We start from the raw sequence: 18,587 nt of genomic DNA, 5'->3' as shown, positions 1-18,587 counted from the left end.
GAAGGAGTGCGGACGATGCAGCAGCAGATTTCGGTGATCACCCTCGGCGTGCGCGATCTCGCGACGTCGCGGGCCTTCTATGTCGACGGCTTCGGCTGGAAGCCGGTATTCGAGAATGACGAGATCATCTTCTACCAGATGAACGGGTTCGTGTTCGGAACGTGGCTCAAGGCGCGCCTTGAAAAGGATATGCAGGGCAAGGGGCTGGTGACGCCGGGCGCCTTTGCGCTGGCGCATAATGTCGGGTCACCGGAAGAGGTGGACGCGCTGATCGAGCAACTGGCCGGTGCGGGCGGGCGGATGCTGCGGGCCGGCGATGCGCCGCCGCATGGCGGCTATCGCGGCTATGTCGCCGATCCCGATGATCATGCGTGGGAGATCGCGCACAATCCGGCGTGGCCGATCGACGCCGAGGGACATGTGCGCTTCGGGGCCTAGGCGTCGCTCTCCTCGTCGGGCGCGTCGGACAGCGGCGCCATGAACCAGGCGAGGCTGACCAGTGGCGCACCGGACGGTTGTGGCTCGGGTTCGAACGCGACCTCGAACAGCTCGTCGAGCAGCGCGTTGATCTTCGTCATGCGATCGGGCGTGGCGGGCATGTAGACGCGCGCCCACCAGTGGTTGCGCTGCGGCCCCTCCATCACCCGGTCGTCGAGCGCGAAGCCGCGTTCATAGTCGCGCGCCGACTGACGCGCCTGAAAATGGTTGGCGCGGACGATGTAGGGGCGCAGTTCGGGGTCGGCGGCAGCGCGGGCGAGGCGCATCAGCGGCGCCTTGGTTTCGTAATATTGTGCCGGGCGGCCGCCGTCGCGCACCCGCTCGGTACGGCGGATCAGGCCGACCTCCTCCAGCTTGGCGAGGTGATGGTAGAGCGCGGTCTGCCGCCGCCCCAGCGCGCGGGCGAGGTCACGGGCGCGGGTGGGGCCGAGGGCGGCCAGCCGGTCGACGATCTCCAGCCGGATGGGGAGGACCAGCGCATCAAGCTCGCGCGGGTCGACAATCCAGTAAGTGCTGGCTTCCTTGTTGCTCACATCGGCTCCGCTATTGCCGCTGTTCGTTATTTCACAGTCGGAACGAGCTTGAAATAGGGCGGTGCGGCGAAGCGCGCGAGAACCTTTCGGCGCAGCGTGCGTTCCCCAAGATGACCGGCGCGAGCTTTATCCGCCGCTCCTCGCCGTCCGTCCGCGCTTTGGTCGCCCGGATGCTGCCCCGCCCGCGCCTTCGCCGCCCTTCGTCGTGGTCCCGCGGGTTTGACGATTGAAAGGACGTTCCCGATGATCGACGCCGCGCGCAACCCCGAACCCCGCATCACTGTCCGGCCCGGCCCCGCGCGGCACGGCGAACGCATCATCCTGTCGTTGAATGGCCTCGACCCGCGCGAGCGGGTGACGGTGAAGGCCTGTGCCGAGGACACCGACGACCGCGTCCGCCATGATGTCCGTGCCGATCCCGCCGGCCGCATCGATACCGCGGTGCGGCTGCCCGGCTGCTCCGATGAAGCGCAGCACTGGACCTTCGCTGCATCGAGCGCCGACCGCGAGATGCGGGTGTCGACAAAGCCGGTGCTGGTGCTTCCGGGCTGCTGATCGACAGCCGCGCCCATCCGTCGCGGATGGAACCCCGCACGTCGCCCGCCCTTTTCTGAACGGGCGGCTCGTTTCGCCCCGCCAACAGACCCACGCGCCGTGGCGCGCTCCGCCAGGGCGGGGTGCCCGGCTAGACCCTTGAGGATCATGTCCGCCAGCTCCGCCTTTGCCCTCGATTCCGCCCCGCTGGGGCGGCCGCCAGCGATCGAGCCGGCACGCGATGCGCTGTTCCTCGACCTCGACGGAACCTTGGCGCCGATCGCCGCGACGCCTGATCTGGTGGTGTTGCCGCCCGATGTCGGTGCGGCGCTTGTCAGCGTGCAGGTGGCGCTCGACGGGCGGGTGGCGGTGATCAGCGGGCGCAGTGTCGCCGACCTCGGCCGCCTGGTCGGGCTACCGGCGCTGTATCTCGCGGGCGTCCATGGCCTCGAACGGCGCTTTCCCGATGGCCGCGCCGAGGATGTGCTGCCGAGCGCGGAGATGGCGGCGGCGCGCGGGCGGATCGCCGAACTGGCAGGGCGCGAGCCGCGGCTGCTGGTCGAGGACAAGGGGCTCGGCATTGCCGTGCATTTCCGGCTGGCGCCTGATCTCGGCCCGCTGGTCGAGCGCGAGGTCCGCGACATCGCCGCCGACGCCGGGCTGACGGTGCAGACCGGCAAGATGGTCGTCGAGTTGCGCCAGCCGGGCGCCGACAAGGGCGCGGCGGTGGGGGCGTTCATGGAAGTGCCGCCCTTTGCCGGCGCGCGGCCGATCTTCGTCGGCGATGATGACACCGATGAATGTGCCTTCGAGGCGGTGGCGGCGCTCGGCGGCTATGGCGTGCTCGTCGGTGAGCCGCGGGTGACGGCGGCGACGTATCGCCTCGACGATGTGACGGCGGTCGGGCGCTGGCTGGCGGAGGCGGCGCGATGAGCGGCATCTCGCTCGATCTGTCGCCGATCGGCAATTGCACCGTCAGCGCGCTGATCGACCGCAACGCGCGCTACCTCTGGGCCTGCGTGCCGCGCGTCGATGGCGATCCGTTGTTCTCGGCGCTGCTGTGCGGCGGCGATCCGGCGGGCGAGAGCGCCGGTCATTGGTCGATCGACCTGGAGGACGGCGAGGCGGTGTCGCAGGCCTATCTGCGCAACAGCGCGGTGCTGCGTACCGTGCTCCGCGACAAGGCGGGCGCCGAGGTCGAGGTGATCGACTTCGCGCCGCGCTTCGACCGGCTGGGACGCACCTATCGTCCCACCGCGTTCGTGCGCATCGTCCGTCCGCTGTCGGGCGCGCCACGTATCCGGCTGCGGCTGCGGCCGGCGCAGGGGTGGAGCGACGCCGCGCCCGAGCGCACGTCGGGCTCCAACCATATCCGCTACCTGACGCCCGCCCTGCCGCTGCGCCTCACTACCAACGCAGCCGTGGGCCATGTGCTCGGCGAGCGCTGGTTCCGGCTGGAGGAGGAGCTGTGCTTCTTCCTCGGCCCCGACGAGCCGTTCGGCGGTGACGTGCGCGCCACGGTGCGGACGATGCTCGACGAAACGACCGCCGACTGGCGGCACTGGGTGCGCGGGCTGGCGATTCCCGTCGAGTGGCAGTCGGTGGTGATCCGCGCCGCGATCACCCTGAAGCTGTGCGTCCATGAGGAAACCGGCGCCATCGTCGCCGCGCTCACCACCTCGATTCCCGAAGCGGCGAACTCGGGGCGGAACTGGGACTATCGCTACTGCTGGATCCGCGACGCCTATTACACGGTGCAGGCCTTGAATCGCCTCGGCGCGCTCGACGTGCTCGAGAACTACCTCGGCTATCTGCGCAACATCGTGGATGGCGCGAAAAGCGGCCACATCCAGCCGCTCTACGGCGTCGGATACGAGGCGATCCTGACCGAGCGCATCGCCGACGATCTCGCCGGCTATCGCGGCATGGGGCCGGTGCGCGTCGGCAACCAGGCGCAGGAGCAGATCCAGCACGACGTATACGGCCAGATCGTGCTGTCGAACACGCAGGCGTTCATCGATCAACGGCTGCTGCGCCCCGGTGACATCGATGATTTCCACGCGCTGGAAAGGGTCGGCGAGCGTGCCTTTGCGATGCACGACCAGCCGGACGCGGGCTTATGGGAGTTTCGTACCCGCGCCAGCGTCCACACCTATTCGACCTTGATGTGCTGGGCGGCGTGCGACCGGCTGGTCAACGCCGCCGAGGCGCTGGGGCGGCCCGACCTTGCCGACTATTGGCGCGAGAAGGCGGCGACAGTGCGCCAGCGCATCGAGGAAGAGGCGTGGAACGTCGATCTCGGCCGCTATGCCGCCACGCTCGGCGGGCATGAGATTGACGTCAGCCTGCTCCAGATGGTCGAGCAGCGCTTCCTCGCGCCGGACGACCCGCGGTTCCTCGCCACCTTCGAGGCGGTGGAGAAGGCACTGCGGCGCGGCGAGCATATGCTGCGCTACGCCGACCCCGACGATTTCGGGCTGCCCGAGACCGCGTTCAACTTCGCCACCTTCTGGCTGATCGAGGCGCTGCACCTCGTCGGCCGCAGCGACGAGGCCCGCCAGCTCTACGAGCGCATGCTGGCGCGGCTGACCACGTCGGGCCTGCTGTCGGAGGACACCGATTTCGAAACCGGCGAGCTGTGGGGGAATTTTCCGCAGACCTATTCGCTGGTCGGCCTGATCAACTGCGCCGTCCTGCTGAGCAAACCCTGGAGTGCCGTCCGATGACCCGCCTGATCGTTGTTTCCAACCGGGTCACGCCGCCCACCGCCGATGCCACCGGCAGCCAGGGCGGACTTGCTGTCGCCATCGGCGAGGCGCTGCGCGAGAATGGCGGCGTCTGGTTTGGCTGGAGCGGTCAGCGCGTGCCCGAGTTCACCGGCCAAGTGAACCTGCAACGCGCCGGCGGCGTCACCACCGCGACCGTCGACCTCGAGGAGCAGGATGTCGATGAATATTACAACGGCTACGCCAACAAGACGCTGTGGCCGTTGTTCCACTATCGCATCGACCTGACCGAATATGACCGCAGCTTCGACGCCGGCTACGCGCGGGTGAACCAGCGTTTCGCCGACACGCTGCTGCCGATCATCCAGCCCGACGACATCATCTGGGTGCACGATTATCATCTGATCCCGCTGGCGCGCGAACTGCGGGCGCGCGGCGTCACCAACCGGATCGGCTTCTTCCTGCACATCCCATGGCCGCCGATGCGGCTGCTGGCGACCTTGCCGCGCCACAAGGAGCTGGTGTCGGGGCTGTTCGACTATGACCTCGTCGGCTTCCAGACCCATGAATGGCTGGAAGCCTTTTGCGACTATTTCCAGCGCGAGGCCGACGCCGAGGTCGGCGACGGCGTCATGAGCGCCTTTGGCCGCACCGTGCGCATCGGCGCCTTCCCGATCGGCATCGACGCCGGCGCCTTCAAGGAAGCGGCGAAGAGCGCCGAGGCGCTCGCCGCGCGCGAGCGGATGCGAGAGAGCATCGCCGGGCGGCAGATGATCGTCGGTGTCGATCGGCTCGACTATTCGAAAGGGCTGGAAGAGCGTTTCCTCGGCTACGAGCGCTTCCTCGCCGACAATCCCGAGCGCTGTCAGGAGGTGTTCCTGTTGCAGATCGCGCCGCCGACGCGCAGCGAGATCGGCTCCTATCAGGAAATCCGCAACAAGCTCGATGCGCTGTCGGGGCGGATCAACGGCGCCTATGCCGAGGTCGATTGGGTGCCGCTGCGCTACGTCAACCGCGGCTATCCGCGCGCCGTGCTCGCCGGCATCTACCGCACCGCGCGGCTGGGGCTCGTCACGCCCTTGCGCGACGGTATGAACCTCGTCGCCAAGGAATATGTGGCGGCGCAGGACCCCGCCGACCCCGGCGTGCTGGTGCTGTCGCAATTCGCCGGCGCGGCGCTGCAGATGCCCGAGGCGCTGCTGGTCAACCCGTTCAGCCAGGAAGAAATCGCCGAGGCGATCGCCGAAGGCCTGGGCATGCGCAAGGCCGAGCGCATCCGGCGCTGGGAGGCGCTGATGCACAATGTCGAGAGCTGCGATGTCCGCCGCTGGCGCGACGATTTCGTCGCCGCGCTGGAGGCGGCGCGCCTGCCGGTCGCGATGCGGCCGCCGGCAAACGGCGGCCAGGCGGCCGCCTGAGGCGCTGACATGAAGAAGCCGGCGCCCTTGCGGGTCGCCGGCTTCTTCATGTCTTGCCGCGAGCGCTGATCGTCAGCTCGGGCTGGCGCTATCCTGCGCGGGGTTCTCCGACACCGTGTTGTTATTGGCTGTCGTCCCGCCATCGACAGTGTTGTCGTTGGTGTTGCCCGTGTTGCTGTTGTCGGCCGTCTGCGTGTTGGTCGTGTTGGTGGTGGTGTTATTGGCCGTGGCCACGTTCGACTGCACCGCCTCGGTGGTCGTGCCGGTCGCGTTCGCCACCTGCGTGAAGACGGCGTTCGACGAGACGCCCTGCACATTCGCCACGGCGGCGGCAACGGCCGTCCCCTGGCCGCTGCTCGCACCGGCGGCGGCGCCGGCGAAGGTCGCGGCGTTGGTCGGGTTGGCGGTCGAGGCGGTCACGGCGACGGTCACCGCCGTCGACGGCGCGGCGGTCACGACGGCCTGAATGGTGCTGGTCGCCTGCGCAGTCGGCAGCGACGCCGCAACGGTTGCGGCGGCCGCAGCGGTGGTGTTGGTGATTGCTGTGTTGCCGGTGGCGACGGCGGTCTGAACGGCCGAGACCGCGACAGTCGCGGCGGCACTGCCCTGTTGCGCGACGACCGTCGGGTTCGAGACGACGGCGGCCGTCGAGGTCAGCACGCTCTGCACCGCGTTCGGGGCGGCGGCCTGCACGGCCGGCAGACTGGCCACCGCAGTGGCGGCGCCTGCGCCCGCGACAGCGGCGGCGGGGTTGGTGGCAGCCATCGCCTGCGCAGCCGTGGCAACCTGTTGCGCAAGCGCAGCTTGCTGCGCGGGGTTGCCGGCAGCGAGTGTGTTGATCGCCGCAAGGATCGCCGCCTGGTTGCCCGAGGCAAGCGCCGCCTGAAGTGCCGGCGGAAGGGCCCCATCTCCAGCTTCAGTATCGCTGGGCGTGTCGGCCTGGGCCAGGTTGACCACGCCCCCCAGCACGCCTTGGCCTTGCGCCTGAACGACGGAGAACCCCTGGGCGGCAAGCCCGGCAGTGGCGACGGCGAGCAAGGTAGCCTTGGCGCGGGGCGAAATCTTCAGCATCGGACGGACCTCGTGAGCATCTGGGTATCCCGAGGAGGATGCCAAACCAGTACGCCGATAGAATCCCCTCTCGCACAGCATAGCGTGAAGGGGGTTTTGCGTCGAGTGCGAAACGATAAACGGCCTCACGGGTGCGCACCGCGTCGCCCGCGAGATCCAAGCCTTTGAAATCGGCTGGCCAGCTGGTGACCCCTACGGGACTCGAACCCGTGTTTTCGCCGTGAGAGGGCGACGTCCTAGACCGCTAGACGAAGGGGCCGTTTCAGCGGAGGGCGTCAGGTATGCGCGGGCGCGGCGGGTGTCAAGCCACCGCCGCGCGCCCGCGTCCGCCTGTCGCGATAAGGTGAAGATCGCGATCCGGCGGCGCCGCGATCAGAAGATGATCGCGACGACGATGATGATCAGGATCAGGGCGCCGAGGCTGATGGAAACATTGCGACCCATGCGAAATCTCCTTCATTGTACCCCCGTGCAACACGCATCGGCGCGATAGCGTTCCGCAGGGGCAACGAAGAAGATGTCGCGAGACTAGGCCGCGCGGGCCTCGCGGTCGGCGATCTCGGCCTTCAGCTGCTCGGCGAGCAGGAAGGCGAGTTCGAGGCTCTGGCCGGCGTTGAGGCGCGGGTCGCAATGCGTGTGGTAGCGATCGGCAAGCGCCTCGTCGGTGATCGCGATGGCGCCGCCGGTGCATTCGGTGACGTTCTGGCCGGTCATCTCGGCGTGGATGCCGCCGGCATGCGTCCCCTCGGCGCGGTGCACCGCGAAGAAGCCCTTCACCTCGCCCAGGATGCGATCGAACGGCCGCGTCTTGTAGCCGTTCGCGGCCTTCACCGTGTTGCCGTGCATCGGGTCGCAGGACCAGACCACCTCGCGGCCTTCGCGCTTCACCGCGCGGACGAGCTTCGGCAGCGCCGCCTCGACCTTGTCGTAGCCGAAGCGGGTGATGATGGTCAGGCGGCCGGGCTCGTTCGCCGGGTTGAGCACGTCGATCATCCGCAGCAGCGCGTCGGGCTCGAGGCTGGGGCCGGCCTTGAGACCGAGCGGGTTGAGCACGCCGCGCAGGAACTCGATGTGCGCCGAACCGTCGAAGCGGGTGCGGTCGCCGATCCACAGCATGTGCGCCGAGGTGTCGACCCAGTCGCCGGTCAGGCTGTCCTGCCGCGTCATCGCGCTCTCATAACCGAGCAGCAGCGCCTCGTGGCTGGTGTAGAAGTCGGTGCCCTTCAGTTGCGGCACCGTCTCGGGCGACAGGCCGCAGGCTTCCATGAAGGACAGCGCCTCGCCGATGCGCTCGGCAACGTCCTCATATTTCTTCGCCCATGGGCTACGGCCGACGAAGTCGAGGTTCCACTTGTGGACCTGTGCGAGGTTGGCATAGCCGCCCTGCGCGAAGGCGCGCAGCAGGTTCAAGGTCGACGCCGACTGCATGTAGGCGCGCAGCATGCGCCGCGGGTCGGGCGCGCGGGCCGTCGCCTCGAACGCCATGTCGTTGACGATGTCGCCGCGATAGCTCGGCAGCGAAATGCCATCCAGTTCCTCGAGATCGGCGGAGCGCGGCTTGGCGAACTGGCCGGCGATGCGGCCGACCTTCACCACCGGCAGCTTCGACGCATAGGTGAGGACGACGGCCATCTGCAGGATGACGCGGAAGGTGTCGCGGATGTTGTTCGGGTGGAACTCGGCGAAGCTTTCGGCGCAGTCGCCGCCTTGCAGCAGGAAGGCCTTGCCGGCGGCGACCTGGGCCAGGTCGCGCTTCAGCTGCCGCGCCTCGCCGGCGAACACCAGCGGCGGATAGGCGCGCAGCTCGTTCTCGACCGCGTCGACCTCGGCCACGTCCGGATAATTAGGAAGCTGGCGAGCCTCATAGGAACGCCAGCCATCCGGCGTCCAGGGAGCGCGGTGGTTCTGGCGGGGGGTAAGGCTCGTATTCATGTTGTTTCTTTGCGTAAGGCGGGCGCCGAACGCAAGAAACCTTATGTCGCGCCGGTGAAACGAAAACTCGGCCGAGCCGACTATTGCTCGCAGTCGGCGACAAGGAAGGTGGCGCGCGTCTCGTCCTTCGGCGGCAGGTGGCTGCGCACCGAGGTCCAGACCAGCTGGCCCTTGCCGTTCGGCAGGAAGGTGACCTGGAAGGTATCGACCTGCGCCTGCTGATAGACGGCGGTGATGATGAAGTAATTGAAGTTGCGCGCCTGGTGCGTGACGGTCAGCTTCGCCCCGTCGCGCGCCAGGCTGACGGTGCGCGAGCGGTCGCGGATCAGGATATCGGGCCGCCCGGCGCGATCACGGCTGAAGGTGATCACCGCGTCTTTCAGCCGGTTGAACACCCAGCCTTTCGCCGGCGTCGTTTCGAAGCCGCGGCCCTTGGGGTCGGTGCACACCGCCATCACCGACTGGGCGGCGGCAGGCACGGCGTTGAACGCCAGCAGCGCGAACAGGGCGGTGGACCAGCGGCGGGGCGCGAAGGAAATCATCGGCAAGCTTTACTCCGCCGCATGCGACTGCGGCTGTGAAACATGACGCTCGACGATCGCGGCGAGGTCGCGAGCGCCGAAGGGCTTGTGCAGGATCGGCGCGCCGGGGCCGATCGCCTCGGTCAGCGCCTCGGTATCGGCATGGCCGGTTATGAAGACGATCGGCAGCGACGGATGCGCCTCGCGCACCTGCTTTGCCACCTCGGCGCCGTTCAGGCCCGGCATGGCATAGTCGACCATCAGCAGATCGGGCGCATCCTCGTCGAGCAGCTGCAACCCCTCCTCGCCATGATCGGCGGTGCGGACGCGGTAGCCGAGCGATTCGAGCGTCGAGGCGAGGAAGGTGCGCACATCGGCATCGTCGTCGATGACGAGGATGTCGCCGCTGCCGTGGCCGTCGAGCAGCGGCGTCTCGGCCGCTGTCGCAACAGCCTCGGTCGCGGTGGTCGCCGCGGGCAGCAGGATGCGCATGGTGGTGCCGACGCCGACCTCGCTGTCGATGCGCAGGGTGCCGCCGAACTGATGCGCGACGCCGTAGACCTGCGCGAGGCCGAGGCCGGTGCCCTTGCCGACCTCCTTGGTGGTGAAGAAGGGCTCGGTGGCGCGCGCCAGCACCTCGGGCGTCATGCCGGTGCCGGTATCGGCGATCAGGATTGCCACATAGTCGCCCGCCGCCAGTTCGCCGTCGTCGGCGATCGTCTCGCGGGCGGTCGACAGGGTGAGGGTGCCGCCGTCGGGCATCGCGTCGCGGGCGTTGATCGCGAGATTGAGGATGGCGTTCTCGATCTGATTGGGGTCGGCCTGCGCGGTGCCGCAGGCGGGGTCGAGCGCCAGCTTGATCGCAATTTCGGGGCCGATGGTGTGGCGCATCAAATCCTGCATGCCACCGATCAGGTCGTTGACCGGCACCGCGCTGGTGCTGAGCCGGTGGGTGCGTGAGAAGGCGAGCAATTGCCCGGTCAGCTTGGCGCCACGGCGCGCCGCCTCCAGCGCATTCGACGCCAGCGATTTCGTGCGCGGCTCGGCGGTCATCGTCGCGATGATCTCGAGGCCGCCCATGATCGGGGTGAGCAGATTGTTGAAATCGTGGGCGATGCCGCCGGTCAGCTGGCCGACCGCCTGCATCTTCTGCGCCTGGCGCAGCCGCTCCTCGGCGGCCTCGCGCTCGGCGATCTCGGCGCGCAGCGCGGCGTTGGCGCGGCGCTGCGCGGCGGCCGACACCGCGACGACGATGGCGACGAGCCCGCCCATGATCGCCAGCAGCATGATGCCGCCATAGCGGGCAAGCCGCTGAGCGAAGGGCTCGAGCGAGGTGCGGACATAAACGCTGCCGACCGCCTCGCCCGACGCGGTGACCGGCACGGTGATCGCCAGCCGGTCGCCCTCGGGCCCGGCGCCGACCGGCGGGCTGATGGGCAGCGGCCGGCCATCGCGGGCATAGCCGGCGACGCCGCGGCCGGCCGAATCATAGACGCCGGCGGCATCGATCGAGGGGTTGGCGCTTAGCGACCGGACGTTTTCGCGGGCGATCGAGGCGTCGCCGAATTCGAGCGCGGCGCTGACGCTCGCCGCCAGCATTGCCGCCTGAACGGTCGCCTCTTGCCGGCTGCGCTCCTCGAACTGGTTTTCGCTGTAGCTGGTGAAGCCGAAACCGACGAGCAGCAGCAGGACGACGCCGATCAGCACGGCCGAGGGCGACCGGCGCAGGCCGTCTGGCAGGCGCACGCCCACCTCCGTCCGTTCCCCGGTATCGCCGTCGCGGCGCATCCCGATCCCTTCCGGCCCTTCACCCATTCAGCCCAGAGCCTAGTGCCTGCGGCGCGCGCAGGCAAACCGTGGGTTGGCCCATATTGCGCATCGTGCCTGCGCCGTTCATCTTTCGCGGCGACGCCATGCGATGGAGACCGAGCAGATGCGCCTCACCCTGACGATGCTCGCCGCCCTGGCGCTCGCGGGCTGTACCCCGGCGATGGTCGAGACCGCCGCGCCGGGCGAGGAGCAGGAGCTGGCGCTGACCGACATGGTGCCGGCCAGCGACGGCCCGGCGGCCGAGGTGCCGGCGTTCACCGTCTATTTCGACGTATCGAGCGCGACGCTCGGTGCCGAGACGACCGCGATCCTCGACCGGCTGGTGGCCGACCCGGCGCGCAGCCGCTGGACGCAGATCCGGCTGGCCGGCCATGCCGACCGCTCGGGGTCGGCGCGGCTGAACCGGCAATTGTCCGCGAAACGGGTGGAAGCGGTGCGCCAGTATTTGGTCAAGGCAGGCGTATCCGCGGCGCTGATCAAGGCCAGCGTGATCGGCAGCCGGGGCGCGCAACGCCAGCCCGAAGCTGACGACCGGCGGGTGGAGATTTTTGTCAGCGGCGGCTGATGGAGCAAAAGCGGGTTTGGCGGCTTCTAGCAGGATGATCCGCCCCGCCGCCGCCGCATGACCGACCTCGCCTCGACCGCCGGCCCCCGTGCCGTGCTGGTCGTCAACACCAAGTCGCGCAAGGGCCGGCACCTGTTCAAGGATGCGAAAGCGGCGCTCACCGGCCGCGGGGTGGAACTCGACGGCGCCTATTCGGTGCGCAACCCGGAACGGCTGCCCGAGATCGTCCGCGATGCGGTCGCCCAAGGGCATCGCTTCATCATCGTCGGCGGCGGCGACGGCACGATCAGCTCGGTGGTCGACCATCTCGCGCACAAGGACGTGACGCTCGGCGTTCTGCCGCTCGGCACTGCCAATTGCTTCGCGCGCACCTTGACGGTGCCGTTCGACCTCGACGGCGCGGTGGGTGTGCTGGTCGACGGCAAGACCGCCGAGGTCGATCTCGGGCGGGTCGGCACCGATCTGTTCGCCAATGCGCTGGCGATCGGCATGCCGTCGATCGTCAATGCGGGCATCCCGTCGAACCTGAAGAAGCATTTCGGGCGCATCGGCTACCTGATTTACGGCATCGCCGCGCTGCTGCGGTTCAAGCCGTTTCGCTGCACGGTGACCACCGATGGTGATCGCCGGACCTTCGATGCCCTCGAGGTGCGGGTGGTCAACGGCAGCTTCCTTGGCGGGCTTCGCGTCGCCGAGGATTCGAACGTCGAGAGCGAGGACATGGTGGTGCAGATCGTGCAGGGCACGCGCCGCCGCCAGCTCGTCGGCACCTGGCTCCGGTCGATGGTCGGCCGCCCGCCCGCAGCCAAGCGCATCGTGACCTTGCGCGGCCGCAAGATCAGGGTCGAGACCGAGCCGTCGGAGCCGGTGTCGGTCGACGGTGAAGTGCTGGCGCAGACGCCGATCGAATGCGGGGTCGAGCGGCAGTCGCTCAAAGTGCGGGTGCCGGCCGACCGCGACGACCTCGACTAGCTTTCCTGCCAGCGGCCGTCGACGCAGCGATAGGCCTCCAGCGACGCCGCCTCGAACCCGTCTGCGTCCCAGGCATGGACGGCGATGCGCAGTGCGTCGCCGTTGGTTTCGATCAGGTTGAAGCTGTTGGCGTGGGCGCGCAGCCGCGTCGAGGTGGTGGTGCCGGCCTGCACGACCAGCAGCGAATGGCCGGCGGCGAAGAAGGTGGCGCCGGAGCCGTGGAACGGCTGGTGGTGATGGCCGGCGAGCAGCAGATGGACGTTGGCGCGCACCGCCGCCTCGATCGCCGAGCCCGAACGGCCGGCGGCGCGCAGCGCGCGGCCTTCGGGACCGCCGGGCAGCGAGACCAGCGGATGGTGGGTGACCAGCATCCGCCGCGCGCCAGGCGCGGCGCGGGCGAAGATTTGCTCGATACAGGCCATCTGATCATGCGAGACGCGGCCGTCGGCGATGGTCAGCGAGCGGGCGGTGTTGATGCCGAGCACCGCGATCTCCTCGTCTGCGACGAAGGGGTATTCGGCGGGCTCGATATAGCGGCGGAAACGGGCGAGCGGGCGCAGGAAGCGGCGCAGTACATCGTAGAGCGGGATGTCGTGATTGCCCGGCACCGCGACGACCGGCAGCCCGGCGGCGCGCAGCCCGGCGAGGAAGTCGCGGGCCGCGGCGAACTGGCGCCGCCGTGCGCGCTGGGTGAAGTCGCCGCTGATCACCACCACGTCGGGGCTCAGCGTGGTGAGCGCCGACAGCAGGCCGGCCACCACGCGATCATCGTGGCGGCCGAAATGCAGGTCGGACAGGTGCGCGATCCGGCGCATGCGCGGCTCTCTCCCTCAATTGGGGGTCAAGCGCGCGAGCGCCGGAAAGGGTTGCCTACAGGGGCTTTTCTTCGTTGAACGGCGTGTCCTTGTTCGGCCGCAGGTCGCCCGGCAGGCCGAGCACGCGCTCGGCGATGATGTTGCGCAGGATCTCGTCGGTGCCGCCGGCAATGCGGAGGCCCGCCGACCACATGTAGCTGGCACGCAGCCGTTCGAGGTCGCCGCCACCATCGGTCATGAAGCCCGCGGCCTCCGACATGTCGAGCGCGAAGGCCGCCATGTCCTGCATGTTCTTGGCGACAACCACCTTGGAGATCGACTGCTCGGCGCCCGGAATCTGGCCCTTCGACAGGGCGGAGAGCGCGCGCATCTGCGTCAGCTTGATGCCCTCGTCGGCGAGATAGACGTCGGCGATCTTCTGGCGGACATGCGTCGCCTCGATCGCCGGGCCGGCCTCGGTCTCGATGCGGCGGGCAAGTTCGATCAGCGTGTTGTAGTCGGGCGAATGGCGCGGCTTGCCGCCGACCGCCAGCCGCTCGTGCATCAAGGTGGTGAGCGCGACCTTCCAGCCGTCGCCGACCTCGCCCAGCCGCCACGCGTCGGGGACGCGGACGTCGGTGAAGAACACTTCGTTGAAATCGGCGCCGCCCGACATCTGCTTCAGCGGGCGTGCCTCGACGCCCGGCGCATGCATGTCGACGATGAACATCGTCAGGCCCTTGTGCTTGGGCTTCGACGGGTCGGTGCGGGTGACGATGATGCCATAGTCGCAAAGATGCGCGTTGGTGGTCCATACCTTCTGGCCGTTGATCACCCAGTCGTCGCCGTCACGCACCGCCTTGGTACGGATGCCGGCGAGGTCGGAGCCGGCGGCGGGCTCGGAGAAGAGCTGGCACCAGATTTCGCCGCCTTCGAGCGCCTTCGGTACGTAGCGCTGGATGACCTCGGGATTGCCGTGGGTGAACACGGTGGGGATGCACATGCCGAGACCGATCGAATAGAGGCCGGTCGGCGCCGAGGTCTTCGACTCCTCCTGCCCGAAGATGATCGAGTGCATCGGGGTCAGCCCCTGGCCGCCCATCGCTTTCGGCCAGGTAATGCCGGTGTAGCCGGCCTCATGCTTGGTCTTCTGCCAGTCCTTGGCGCGGGCGACGAACTCGTCATTGCCCTTCGCCTCGGGAAGGCCCTTGTACTTGGCGGCCTTATCGGCGAGCCAGCTCCGCACTGTGGCGCGGAATTCGGCTTCCTGCGGGGTATCGTTGAAATCCATCTCAGCTCTCCCGGTCAGGCGGCGCGCGCGTTGCGGCGCTCGAGGGTGCGAACGAGGCGGTCGGCCCACCAGCTGCGCGATCCGAGCGCAAAGGCGATCTGGCGACCGCGGCGATAGTAGAACTGGCAGTCGCTTTCCCAGGTGAAGCCGATGCCGCCGTGCAGCTGGACATTCTCCTCGGCGGCGTATTTCAGCGCGTCGAGCGCCGAAACGCGCGCCGCGGCGGCCGCCTGCGCCAGCTCGGGCGCCTCGGTCGCCATCGCCCAGGCACCGTGCAGGGCGTGGGCGCGGGCCAGTTCGAGCTTCACATACATGTCGGCGCACTTGTGCTTCACGCCCTGATAGCGGCCGATCTTCTGACCGAAGGCGACACGCTCCTTGGCGTAGCCGATCGCCATCTCCATCGCGACCGACCCGGTGCCGATCGCCTCCCACGCCGACAGCACCGCGGCGCGGTCGAGGAAGGTCTGGAAGGTGGCGGCATCGCCGAGCGCCTCGGCGGGCGCGCCGTTTAAGGTCAGCTTGCCGTGGCGGCGGACGAGGTCGAGCGTCGGCGCGGCCTCGACGGTAACGCCGGTGCCCTTCAGGTCGACGAGGTACAGCGACGGGCCGTCGGGGCCGGCGGCGGTGATGATCGCGAGGTTAGCGGCCTGCAGGTCGGGGACCGGCATTTTCACGCCCGACAGCTTGTCGCCCGAGGCGGTGACGCCGCTCGTGCGCGACGGGGTGGCGGTGTCGCCTTCCGCCCAGCCGACGGTGGCGATCACCGAGCTGTCGGCGATACCGGGCAGCCATTTCGCCTGCTGCGCCTCGCTGCCGAGCAGCAGCGCCTCGGTGGCGATCAGGGTCGAGACGAAGGGCACCGGGATCAGGCTGCGCCCGACCTCCTCGGCCAGCACGCAGGCCTCCTCGGCCGACAGGCCGATGCCGCCATGGGCCTCGGGCACGCGCGCCGCGGTCCAGCCGAGTTCGACGACCGATTTCCACAGGTCGGCGTCATAGGCAGCATCGCCATCCATTGCCTTGCGGGCGACGGCGGCGCCGGCGCGCTCCTCGAGGAAGCGCCGTGCCTGGTCGCGCAACGCCTTGGCGTCGTCGGAAAAATCGAAGTTCATGCTCCCTCCCCAGGGATGGTCATCGACCGATGGCCGGAATCGGCCCGTGGTTTACGTTTACGTCAACCGGGCGCCGCAGACCGGCTATCACTCCCGTCAGGGGGTGTCGGGCTTCAAGGATAGCGCCGGGATCAGCTTCGCCACATCCTCGCCCATCGAGATTTGCGGTTCGGACGGCGGGACCAGCTTGTCCTTCTTCTCGCGCGCCGCGACGCAGCTCTGCGCCGTCGCCGACAGCTTGGCGAAGTCGGCGACCTTGGGCAGTGCCTCCAGCACGCAGGCGTCGAACACCGGATAGTCGAAGCCGGCGCCGCAGCCGAAGGAGGTGCGATCCGACCGGGCGGCGGCGAGGATCAGCCGATTGCCCTGCGCGAGCGTCGGGATGAACGACCCCGAATAGCAGGCGGACAGCACCACCACCGTCGGGCGGTTGGCGCAGCTGAAGTCGAGCATCATGTCGATGTCGCGCGGGCGCAGCTCCTTCTTGCCCATGATGATCTTGCCGGGCAGGCCGTGCGAGGTGACGTAGAGAAGGCAGCCGGCGGGTGCCTGCTTGGTCAGTTCGAACCAGTTCTTCGACAGGCCGTCCGGAGTCGCGTCGAGCACGCCCTGCCGGCTGTCGGGCGAGAATTGCCGGACATTCTCGGCGGTGAAGCCCGCGGCGATCAGCGCCAGCGTGACATCGCGGCGGGCGTTGTCGAAGGCGTCGATGCGCAGCCCGTTGGCGCCGCGCCAGTCGCCGGCGACCACCGCGGCCGCCCATTCGCTGAAGGCGGCTTTCCCCGCGAACGCCTGACCCGGAATCGCCAGCAGCAGCAATGCGACCAGCCGGGCGATCAGGCGCATCCTCAGCCTTTCTTGAACAGCGAATCGGCGGCGGAGCGGAAGGAGCGGGCGCCGTCGAGCTTGGCCCGGGTTCGCTCGATCTCCGCTTCAAGGGCGGCGATGCGCGCGGCCAGCTCGTCGACCGACAGCGGATCGAGGTCCTGCCGTTCGAGCGCGATCAGCGGGTCGCCGTCCTTGCGGCGCGGCATGAGGTCATCGAGGTCCATGGCATCCCCTCCTAGGCGACGCAGCGTCCATCTGCTCTAAGGGGCTGTCAACCCTGCCGGAGTGTCCATGACCGAGCCGTCGACGATGCTTGCGATCGATCCCGCGGCCCCGGGCGGCCCGGAAGTGCTGGTGCCGGTCGAGCGGCCGGTGCCGACGCCAGAGCCGGGCGAGGTGCTGGTCCGCGTGCGCGCCGCGGGCGTCAACCGCCCCGATGTGCTGCAGCGCATGGGCCTCTATCCGATGCCGCCCAACGCGCCGACGATCATGGGGCTGGAGATTGCCGGCGAGATCGTCGCGGTCGGTCAGGGGGTGGCGCGGCCCGAGGTCGGCGACAAGGTTTGCGCGCTGCTCGCCGGCGGCGGCTATGCGCAATATGCCGCCGTGCCTGCCGGGCAATGTCTGCCCATCCCGCAGGGGCTGAGCTTCGTCGAGGCGGCGAGCCTGCCCGAAACCTATTTCACCGTCTGGTCGAACCTGTTCGAGCGCGCGTTTGCGACCGAGGGCGACACCGTGCTGGTCCACGGCGGCACCAGCGGCATCGGGGTGACCGCCATCCTGCTGGCGAAGGCGTTCGGCCTGCGGGTGATCGTCACCTGCGGCAGCGACGAGAAATGCGCGGCGGCGCGCGCTCTCGGCGCCGATGTCGCGATCAACTACAACGCCGGCGACTTCGCCGAGCTGGCGCGCGAGGCGAACGGCGGGCGCGGGGTCGACGTAGTGCTCGACATGGTCGGCGGCGACTATGTGCCTAAGAACATCGCGCTGCTCGCCGATGAAGGCCGCCATGTCTCGATCGCGTTCCAGCGCGGCCCGCGCGCCGATCTCGACCTCAGCCAGGTGATGCGCAAGCGGCTGATCCTGTCGGGGTCGATGCTGCGGCCCCGGACGGTCGCCTATAAATCGGCGCTCGCAGACAGTCTGGTGCGCGACGTGTGGCCGCTGTTCGCGCAGGGGAAACTGCGCGCGATCATCGATTCGACCTTTCCGCTCGCCGATGCCGCCGAGGCGCACCGGCGGATGGAAGCCGGCGAGCATGTCGGCAAGATCGTCCTGGAGGTTCCATGAGCGAGAAGATCGTCCTGCATGAATATGCGGACTCGGGAAATTGCTACAAAATCCGGCTGACCCTGGCGCATCTCGGCAAAGCCTATGAGCGGCGCGAATATGACATCCTGAAGGGTGAGACGCGGACGCCCGAGTTCCTCGGCACCGTCAACGCCAACGGCCGTATCCCGGTGCTTCAGGTCGGCGACCGCTTCCTGCCCGAATCGAACGCGGCGATCTTCTACCTCGCCGAAGGCAGCCCGCTGATCCCCGGCGACCGCTGGGATCGCGCCGACATGCTGCGCTGGATGTTCTTCGAGCAGTACAACCACGAGCCCAACGTCGCGACGATGCGCTTCTGGAAGCTGTTCGTCGGCGAGGAGAATTGGACCGACACGCAGAAGCTGCTGGCGCCGGTGAAGGCGGCGGCGGGCGACGCGGCAATGAAGCTGATGGACGAGCATCTGGAAGGGCGCAGCTTCTTCGTCGGCGACGCGCTCAGCCTCGCCGACATCGCACTCTACGCCTACACCCATGTCGCCGAGGACGGCGGCTTCGACCTGAAGGCCTATCCGTACGTCAAGGCGTGGTGCGATGCGGTCGCGCTGCAGCCCGGACACGTCCAGATCGGCGACTAAAGCGGCTGATTCAGCGCCGAACCGCCGCACGATCCTTGATCGGCGGCGGTTC

General features: G+C 68.6%; 19 protein-coding genes and 1 tRNA gene. 9 read left to right on the top strand and 11 right to left on the bottom strand.

Going from position 1 to position 18,587, the window contains the following annotated elements; all coding sequences use genetic code 11:
- The first annotated feature begins 15 nt into the window (after nucleotides 1-15).
- Complete coding sequence (locus ACFOMD_RS05100; RefSeq protein ID WP_380857810.1) at nucleotides 16-438, top strand: VOC family protein; 423 nt, start codon at nucleotides 16-18, stop codon at nucleotides 436-438.
- Here ACFOMD_RS05100 and ACFOMD_RS05095 read toward each other — a convergent pair.
- The gene (locus tag ACFOMD_RS05095) at nucleotides 435-1,031 is read right to left on the bottom strand and encodes an ArsR/SmtB family transcription factor (protein ID WP_380857808.1); all 597 of its coding nucleotides are present in this window, start codon (nucleotides 1,029-1,031) and stop codon (nucleotides 435-437) included. The two genes, ACFOMD_RS05100 and ACFOMD_RS05095, sit on opposite strands and share 4 nt — an antisense overlap.
- A gap of 243 nt (nucleotides 1,032-1,274) precedes the next feature.
- Here ACFOMD_RS05095 and ACFOMD_RS05090 point away from each other — a divergent pair, with 243 nt between their 5' ends.
- From ACFOMD_RS05090 to otsA, 4 genes are all read left to right on the top strand, one after another.
- Nucleotides 1,275-1,586, top strand: coding sequence for a hypothetical protein (locus tag ACFOMD_RS05090; RefSeq protein WP_380857805.1), 312 nt, complete (start codon nucleotides 1,275-1,277; stop codon nucleotides 1,584-1,586).
- A gap of 147 nt (nucleotides 1,587-1,733) precedes the next feature.
- Nucleotides 1,734-2,498 carry a trehalose-phosphatase gene (gene otsB, locus ACFOMD_RS05085; protein ID WP_380857802.1) on the top strand — a complete coding sequence of 255 codons (765 nt, stop codon included), beginning with the start codon at nucleotides 1,734-1,736 and terminating at the stop codon, nucleotides 2,496-2,498.
- The gene (locus ACFOMD_RS05080) at nucleotides 2,495-4,291 is read left to right on the top strand and encodes a glycoside hydrolase family 15 protein (protein ID WP_380857799.1); all 1,797 of its coding nucleotides are present in this window, start codon (nucleotides 2,495-2,497) and stop codon (nucleotides 4,289-4,291) included. The genes otsB and ACFOMD_RS05080 overlap by 4 nt, the downstream gene beginning before the upstream one ends.
- The gene (otsA, locus tag ACFOMD_RS05075) at nucleotides 4,288-5,709 is read left to right on the top strand and encodes an alpha,alpha-trehalose-phosphate synthase (UDP-forming) (RefSeq protein ID WP_380857796.1); all 1,422 of its coding nucleotides are present in this window, start codon (nucleotides 4,288-4,290) and stop codon (nucleotides 5,707-5,709) included. Before ACFOMD_RS05080 ends, otsA begins: the two co-directional genes overlap by 4 nt.
- 72 nt (nucleotides 5,710-5,781) lie before the next feature.
- Here otsA and ACFOMD_RS05070 read toward each other — a convergent pair whose 3' ends face one another.
- The 5 genes from ACFOMD_RS05070 to ACFOMD_RS05050 form a co-directional block, all read right to left on the bottom strand.
- Nucleotides 5,782-6,666, bottom strand: coding sequence for a hypothetical protein (locus ACFOMD_RS05070; protein WP_380857793.1), 885 nt, complete (start codon nucleotides 6,664-6,666; stop codon nucleotides 5,782-5,784).
- 297 nt (nucleotides 6,667-6,963) lie between these two features.
- Nucleotides 6,964-7,039, bottom strand: a tRNA-Glu gene (locus tag ACFOMD_RS05065).
- Nucleotides 7,040-7,308: 269 nt separating this feature from the next.
- Nucleotides 7,309-8,712, bottom strand: coding sequence for a class II 3-deoxy-7-phosphoheptulonate synthase (locus tag ACFOMD_RS05060; protein ID WP_380857790.1), 1,404 nt, complete (start codon nucleotides 8,710-8,712; stop codon nucleotides 7,309-7,311).
- 80 nt (nucleotides 8,713-8,792) lie between these two features.
- A complete protein-coding gene (locus tag ACFOMD_RS05055; RefSeq protein WP_380857787.1) occupies nucleotides 8,793-9,260 on the bottom strand; it encodes a hypothetical protein in 468 nt (155 codons plus the stop codon).
- A 3-nt stretch (nucleotides 9,261-9,263) separates the two neighbouring features.
- Nucleotides 9,264-10,979 (bottom strand): response regulator, encoded by a 1,716-nt coding sequence (locus ACFOMD_RS05050; RefSeq protein ID WP_380857785.1) that lies wholly within the window; start codon nucleotides 10,977-10,979, stop codon nucleotides 9,264-9,266.
- Nucleotides 10,980-11,166: 187 nt separating this feature from the next.
- Here ACFOMD_RS05050 and ACFOMD_RS05045 point away from each other — a divergent pair, with 187 nt between their 5' ends.
- Both ACFOMD_RS05045 and ACFOMD_RS05040 read left to right on the top strand, forming a co-directional pair.
- Nucleotides 11,167-11,628 carry an OmpA family protein gene (locus ACFOMD_RS05045; RefSeq protein WP_380857782.1) on the top strand — a complete coding sequence of 154 codons (462 nt, stop codon included), beginning with the start codon at nucleotides 11,167-11,169 and terminating at the stop codon, nucleotides 11,626-11,628.
- A 57-nt stretch (nucleotides 11,629-11,685) separates the two neighbouring features.
- Nucleotides 11,686-12,600 carry a diacylglycerol/lipid kinase family protein gene (locus tag ACFOMD_RS05040; RefSeq protein WP_380857779.1) on the top strand — a complete coding sequence of 305 codons (915 nt, stop codon included), beginning with the start codon at nucleotides 11,686-11,688 and terminating at the stop codon, nucleotides 12,598-12,600.
- Here ACFOMD_RS05040 and ACFOMD_RS05035 read toward each other — a convergent pair.
- From ACFOMD_RS05035 to ACFOMD_RS05015, 5 genes are all read right to left on the bottom strand, one after another.
- Complete coding sequence (locus ACFOMD_RS05035; RefSeq protein WP_380857776.1) at nucleotides 12,597-13,415, bottom strand: metallophosphoesterase family protein; 819 nt, start codon at nucleotides 13,413-13,415, stop codon at nucleotides 12,597-12,599. The genes ACFOMD_RS05040 and ACFOMD_RS05035 overlap by 4 nt on opposite strands.
- A gap of 55 nt (nucleotides 13,416-13,470) precedes the next feature.
- Nucleotides 13,471-14,685 (bottom strand): acyl-CoA dehydrogenase family protein, encoded by a 1,215-nt coding sequence (locus tag ACFOMD_RS05030; RefSeq protein WP_380857773.1) that lies wholly within the window; start codon nucleotides 14,683-14,685, stop codon nucleotides 13,471-13,473.
- A 14-nt stretch (nucleotides 14,686-14,699) separates the two neighbouring features.
- Complete coding sequence (locus tag ACFOMD_RS05025) at nucleotides 14,700-15,800, bottom strand: acyl-CoA dehydrogenase family protein (protein WP_380857770.1); 1,101 nt, start codon at nucleotides 15,798-15,800, stop codon at nucleotides 14,700-14,702.
- A 96-nt stretch (nucleotides 15,801-15,896) separates the two neighbouring features.
- Complete coding sequence (locus ACFOMD_RS05020) at nucleotides 15,897-16,646, bottom strand: C13 family peptidase (protein ID WP_380857767.1); 750 nt, start codon at nucleotides 16,644-16,646, stop codon at nucleotides 15,897-15,899.
- 2 nt (nucleotides 16,647-16,648) lie between these two features.
- A complete protein-coding gene (locus ACFOMD_RS05015; protein ID WP_380857764.1) occupies nucleotides 16,649-16,852 on the bottom strand; it encodes a DUF1192 domain-containing protein in 204 nt (67 codons plus the stop codon).
- Between the two features lie 67 nt (nucleotides 16,853-16,919).
- On the opposite strand from ACFOMD_RS05015, the gene ACFOMD_RS05010 reads away from it, so the two are divergent.
- Both ACFOMD_RS05010 and ACFOMD_RS05005 read left to right on the top strand, forming a co-directional pair.
- Nucleotides 16,920-17,918 (top strand): NAD(P)H-quinone oxidoreductase, encoded by a 999-nt coding sequence (locus ACFOMD_RS05010; protein ID WP_380857762.1) that lies wholly within the window; start codon nucleotides 16,920-16,922, stop codon nucleotides 17,916-17,918.
- Nucleotides 17,915-18,535, top strand: coding sequence for a glutathione S-transferase family protein (locus ACFOMD_RS05005; RefSeq protein ID WP_380857759.1), 621 nt, complete (start codon nucleotides 17,915-17,917; stop codon nucleotides 18,533-18,535). Before ACFOMD_RS05010 ends, ACFOMD_RS05005 begins: the two co-directional genes overlap by 4 nt.
- Nucleotides 18,536-18,587 lie beyond the last annotated feature (52 nt).

The sequence above is a fragment of the Sphingoaurantiacus capsulatus genome (assembly GCF_042648405.1).
Classification (GTDB): domain Bacteria; phylum Pseudomonadota; class Alphaproteobacteria; order Sphingomonadales; family Sphingomonadaceae; genus Sphingoaurantiacus; species Sphingoaurantiacus capsulatus.
This window is presented reverse-complemented; position numbering and strand designations above follow the sequence as displayed.